We start from the raw sequence: 4,823 nt of genomic DNA, 5'->3' as shown, positions 1-4,823 counted from the left end.
TGACCACGACGGCGAACCCGTGATCCAGATCGCCGGGCACAAGACGTACGAGACGTCCGGGCACCTCAACATGACGACGGTCCGCGTCACCAGCGCCGACTACAACATGAACCTGGTGTCGGCCGTCTACGGCTGGCTCGCCCATGACAGCATCGTGGTGCCGCACAACACGCTCTACCCCGACGGCCAGACGGAGGAGCAGTCCTCGCAGGAGAACGCCGAGGAGTTCAGCCAGTCCCAGGAGAGCGCGAAGGTCGCCGCCCTGAACGAGCTGGACATCCCCGTGAAGTCCTGGGTGATCGTCTCCACCGTCGTCAAGGACAGCCCCTCCGAGGGCAGGCTGCACGCGGGCGACGTCATCAAGGCCGTCGACGGCACGTCGATCAGGCAGCCCGCGGACGTGGCCAAGCTGGTCACCAAGCACAAGCCGGGTGAGACCGTCGACTTCACGGTCGTGCCGGTCAAGGAAGCCACCGCCGCCGAGAAGGAGGGCAAGGAGGCGACCCGCACGGAGCACGTGAAGATCACGACGCAGAAGGCCGACGACGGCCGCGCGATCGTCGGCATCCAGGCCGGGACCGACCACACGTTCCCGTTCCAGATCGACATCAAGCTCGCCGACGTCGGCGGCCCCAGCGCCGGTCTGATGTTCGCGCTCGGCATCGTCGACAAGCTGACGCCCGACGATCTGACCGGCGGGAAGTTCGTCGCCGGCACCGGCACGATCGACGACGACGGCAAGGTCGGCCCGATCGGCGGCATCCAGATGAAGACGGTCGGCGCCCGCGAGAAGGGCGCGCGGTACTTCCTGACGCCGAAGGACAACTGCGCGACCGCGGCGAAGGACACCCCGGACGGGCTCACCCTCGTCAAGGTGGACACCATCGACGACGCCATGGGCGCGCTCAAGGACATCCGCAGCGGCAAGACCTCCGACCTGCCCAGCTGCACGGCCGGATAGCTCCTGCCGGCGCACGAGGGACGACGGACAAAGGGCGAGGGACGACGGACAAAGGACGAGGGGGCGCGGCGGGTGGTCACCCGCCGCGCCCCCTCGTCCGTGCCTGCGGGGGTGGCGGACTCAGTCGGCGAACGTCGCCGACAGCGCCTCGGCGAGGCCCGGGACCAGCTGCGAGCCGGTCAGGACCTCCGTCGCCGCGTCCTTCTCGCGCAGCCGCAGGGCCGACTCGCGCGTGCCGTCGCGCAGCACGGCCACCGTCATCCGCACCTCCTGGCGGTCCGGGTGCTCGGCGACCCACTGGGCGAGCTTCTTGTCGCTCAGGCCCTCCGGGACGGACGCCTCCGCGGACGGCGGCAGCATCAGCCGCTCGACGGTCAGGGCGCAGCCCGCGACGGCGTCGGGCCAGGCGATGGTGCCGAGGAACTCGTCCAGCGGCTTGCCCGCCGGGATCTCGTCCTGCTCGATCGGGGTGAGGCCGGGGGCCTCCTGCTCGCCCTCGAGGCCGAGCTGGGCGGCGAGAGCGGGTTCCTGGGCGCGCAGCGCGGCCGTGTCGACAAGGGCGAAGAGGCGAGCGGGCTGGTCCCAGCCGAGGCCGGAGGCGTACTCGTCGATCTCGAGTACGGCCCGGGTGAGGGGGCTCGCTGCCATAGGAGTGTTGGACATGGTCACAATCCTGCCTCGTTCGTCCCCCGAACCGGGAACTGAGTAAAGCGTGAGTAAGTTGCATAGGTGATGGGTCCGCGATCTCGGGGGCCTGACCGATCGATTTGAACTTTCGAGGTGCGCACCTTGGCTTTCCAGATGCCGGACCGCGGCGGGGGCCCGACGGGACCGCGGATCAGAGTGGGCCGACCCTCCCGACGTGCCCGGACGCTGCTCTTGACGCTGGGCGTCCTGGCTGTGCTCTGCATGGCCTTCGTCATGTTCGCCGGGTTCTGGACGGACTGGCTCTGGTACCGGTCGGTCAAGTACTCGTCCGTGTTCACGACGACGCTCTGGACGAAGATCGGGCTCTTCTTCGTCTTCGGCCTCCTCATGGCGATCGCCGTGGGGGTGAACATCTGGCTGGCGCACCGACTGCGCCCGCCGCTGAGCGCCATGTCCATGGAGCAGCAGAGCCTGGACCGCTACCGGATGGGCATCGCGCCCTTCAAGAAGTGGCTCCTCGTCGGCGTCACCGCCCTGGTGGGCCTGATCGCCGGAGCCTCGGCGGCCAGCCAGTGGCGCACGTGGCTGATGTATGTGAACGGCGTGCCGTTCGGCCAGAAGGACCCGCAGTTCCACATGGACGTGGCCTTCTACGCGTTCGACCTGCCCTGGTACCGCTTCCTGCTCGGCTTCGGGTTCGCGGCCACGGTCATCGGCCTGGTCGCCGCCGCGCTGACGCACTACCTGTACGGCGGGCTGCGCATCACCAGCCCGGGCGCGCGCGCCACCGCGGCCGCGACCGGACACCTGTCGGTGCTGCTCGGCGTGTTCGTGGCGCTCAAGGCCGTCGCGTACTGGCTGGACCGGTACGGGCTCGCGGTGAAGTCGAGCGACTTCAAGGCGACGGACAACTGGACGGGCCTGCGCTACGTCGACGCGAACGCGTACCTGCCGGCGAAGACGATCCTGTTCTGCATCGCCGTCATCTGCGCGATCCTCTTCTTCGCCACGCTGTGGCGGCGCACCTGGCAGTTGCCGGTCATCGGCTTCGGCCTCATGGTGCTCTCGGCGATCCTGATCGGCGGCCTGTACCCGGCCATCGTCCAGAAGTTCCAGGTCCAGCCGAACGAGCAGGCCAAGGAAGCGCCGTACATCCAGAAGAACATCGACGCGACGCGCAAGGCCTACGAGATCGACAACACGCCGATCGAGGACTACAGCGGCAAGGGTTCGAGCGACACCAAGAAGCAGCGCACGGCCGCCGACTCGGCCGCCAGCTACCGCCTGAACGACCCGAACGTGGTCTCGCCGACCTTCCAGCAGCTCGAGCAGCAGCGGAAGTACTACCAGTTCCCGACCACCCTGGACGTGGACCGGTACAACGGCCAGGACACGGTGGTGGGCCTGCGCGAGCTCAACCTGAGCAAGCTCGACAAGCGCAACTGGATCAACGACCACTTCGTCTACACGCACGGCTACGGCGCCGTCATGGCCAAGGGCACGGAGACCACCCAGGGCGCGCCGAAGTTCACCGAGTCCGGTCTGCCGACCGAGGGCATGCTCGGGACGTACAACCAGCGCATCTACTACGGCGAGAAGACGACGCAGTACTCGATCGTCGGCGGGCCGCAGAAGGAGCTGGACTACGAGAAGGACGACGGCACCCAGCAGACCACCAGCTACGACACCGAGAGCGGCGTCAACCTGGACAACCCGATCAACCGGGCGGCGTACGCGGTCTCCTTCAGCGAGCCGCAGATCCTCTACTCCGGGGCCATCGGCAAGGACTCGCGGATCCTGTACAACCGCACGCCGAAGGAGCGCGTTGAGGCGGTCGCGCCCTGGCTGACCATCGACGGCGACCCGTACCCGACCGTGGTCGGCGGCAAGATCAAGTGGGTGGTCGACGCCTACACGACGTCGAACGGCTACCCGTACGCATCCCGCACCACTCTGGGCGACAGCACGGCCGACTCCCTCAACGAGGGCGACAGCCAGCGCGCGGTGGTGGCGCAGCAGAACCAGGTCAACTACATCCGCAACTCGGTGAAGGCGACCGTCGACGCGTACACGGGCGAGGTGAAGCTCTACACGTGGGACTCCGACGACCCGGTCCTGAAGACCTGGAAGAAGGCCTTCCCCGGCACCGTGGAGCCGCGCAGCGCCATTCCGGCGGAGCTGATGGAGCACCTGCGCTACCCGCAGGACATGTTCAAGGTCCAGCGCGAGCTGCTCAGCCTGTACCACGTCACCAAGCCGAACCAGTTCTACAACGCGTCGGACGCCTGGCAGGTCCCCAACGACCCGACCAAGCGGGACAACAGTGCGGTGCCGCCGTACTACCTGTCGATGAAGATGCCGGGCCAGGACTCCCAGCAGTTCTCGCTGACGACGACGTTCACCCCGAGCGGCCGGCCCAACCTGAGGGCGTTCATGGCGGTCGACGCCGACGCCACCAGTAAGGACTACGGCACCATAAAGCTCCTCAGAGTCACCGAGGAGAGCGCCCAGGGACCCGAGCAGGTACAGAACAAGCTCAACTCCTGGGATCCGGTGGCGAACTGGGTGCGCGACATGAAGGGCGCCGACTCGACGGTCCTCTACGGCAACCTGCTGACGGTGCCACTCGGCGAGGGCTTCCTGTACGTGGAGCCGATGTACGCACAGGGACGCAACTCCGAGTACCCCCTGATGCGTAAGGTCGCCGTCTCCTACGGGGAGAAGAGAGGCTTCGCCGACTCGCTCGAGGGCGCGCTGAACCAGGCCTTCGACGTGGAGGGCTCGACGCCCGCGGAGCCGGAGAAGCCGGGTGGGGACAAGACGAACCCACCGGAGAACTCGACGGTGAAGGCGGCTCTCGCCGACGCGGAGAAGGCCTTCGAGGACGGCCAGAAGGCCATGAAGGACGGCGACTGGTCGGCCTACGGCGAGGCGCAGGACAAGCTGCAGGACGCCCTGGAGCGCGCCGAGAAGGCCCAGAACGCGGCCGAGAAGGCGGACAACGCGAACAAGGCCGACGACAAGGCGGACGACAAGGCCGACGCCGGTGACGGCAAGGGAGGGGACAAGAGCTCGGGCTGACCAGGGGGCCGGCCGGCCGCACCCCCGCGCCGTGATAAAGTTTGTCTCACAACGGCGCGGGGTGGAGCAGCTCGGTAGCTCGCTGGGCTCATAACCCAGAGGTCGCAGGTTCAAATCCTGTCCCCGCTACTGA

3 protein-coding genes and 1 tRNA gene are annotated in these 4,823 nt (G+C 67.7%); 3 read left to right on the top strand and 1 reads right to left on the bottom strand.

All coding sequences use genetic code 11. The annotated features are described in order from the left end of the window. Positions 1-961, top strand: a 961-nt coding sequence (locus GTW43_RS15450; RefSeq protein ID WP_161302536.1) for a PDZ domain-containing protein, incomplete at its 5' end; no start/stop codon positions are given. Between the two features lie 120 nt (positions 962-1,081). On the opposite strand, the gene GTW43_RS15445 is transcribed toward GTW43_RS15450, so the two are convergent. Further along, on the bottom strand, positions 1,082-1,624 hold the full coding sequence (locus tag GTW43_RS15445) for a PPA1309 family protein (RefSeq protein ID WP_161302534.1): 543 nt from the start codon (positions 1,622-1,624) through the stop codon (positions 1,082-1,084). Between the two features lie 138 nt (positions 1,625-1,762). Here GTW43_RS15445 and GTW43_RS15440 point away from each other — a divergent pair, with 138 nt between their 5' ends. After that, positions 1,763-4,690, top strand: a complete 2,928-nt coding sequence (locus GTW43_RS15440) for a UPF0182 family protein (RefSeq protein ID WP_161302538.1) — start codon at positions 1,763-1,765, stop codon at positions 4,688-4,690. Positions 4,691-4,745: 55 nt separating this feature from the next. Further along, positions 4,746-4,819, top strand: a tRNA-Met gene (locus GTW43_RS15435). Positions 4,820-4,823 lie beyond the last annotated feature (4 nt).

The organism is Streptomyces sp. SID5785 (genome assembly GCF_009870065.1).
Classification (GTDB): Bacteria; Actinomycetota; Actinomycetes; order Streptomycetales; family Streptomycetaceae; genus Streptomyces.
Note: the sequence above shows the minus strand (reverse complement) of the source record. Positions and strands in the feature narration are given on the sequence as shown.

Coding starts and splice junctions, on each gene's coding strand:
- GTW43_RS15445 (WP_161302534.1), bottom strand. CDS start 1,624: ATGTCCAACACTCCTATGGCAGCGAGCCCCCTCACCCGGGCCGTACTC.
- GTW43_RS15440 (WP_161302538.1), top strand. CDS start 1,763: ATGCCGGACCGCGGCGGGGGCCCGACGGGACCGCGGATCAGAGTGGGC.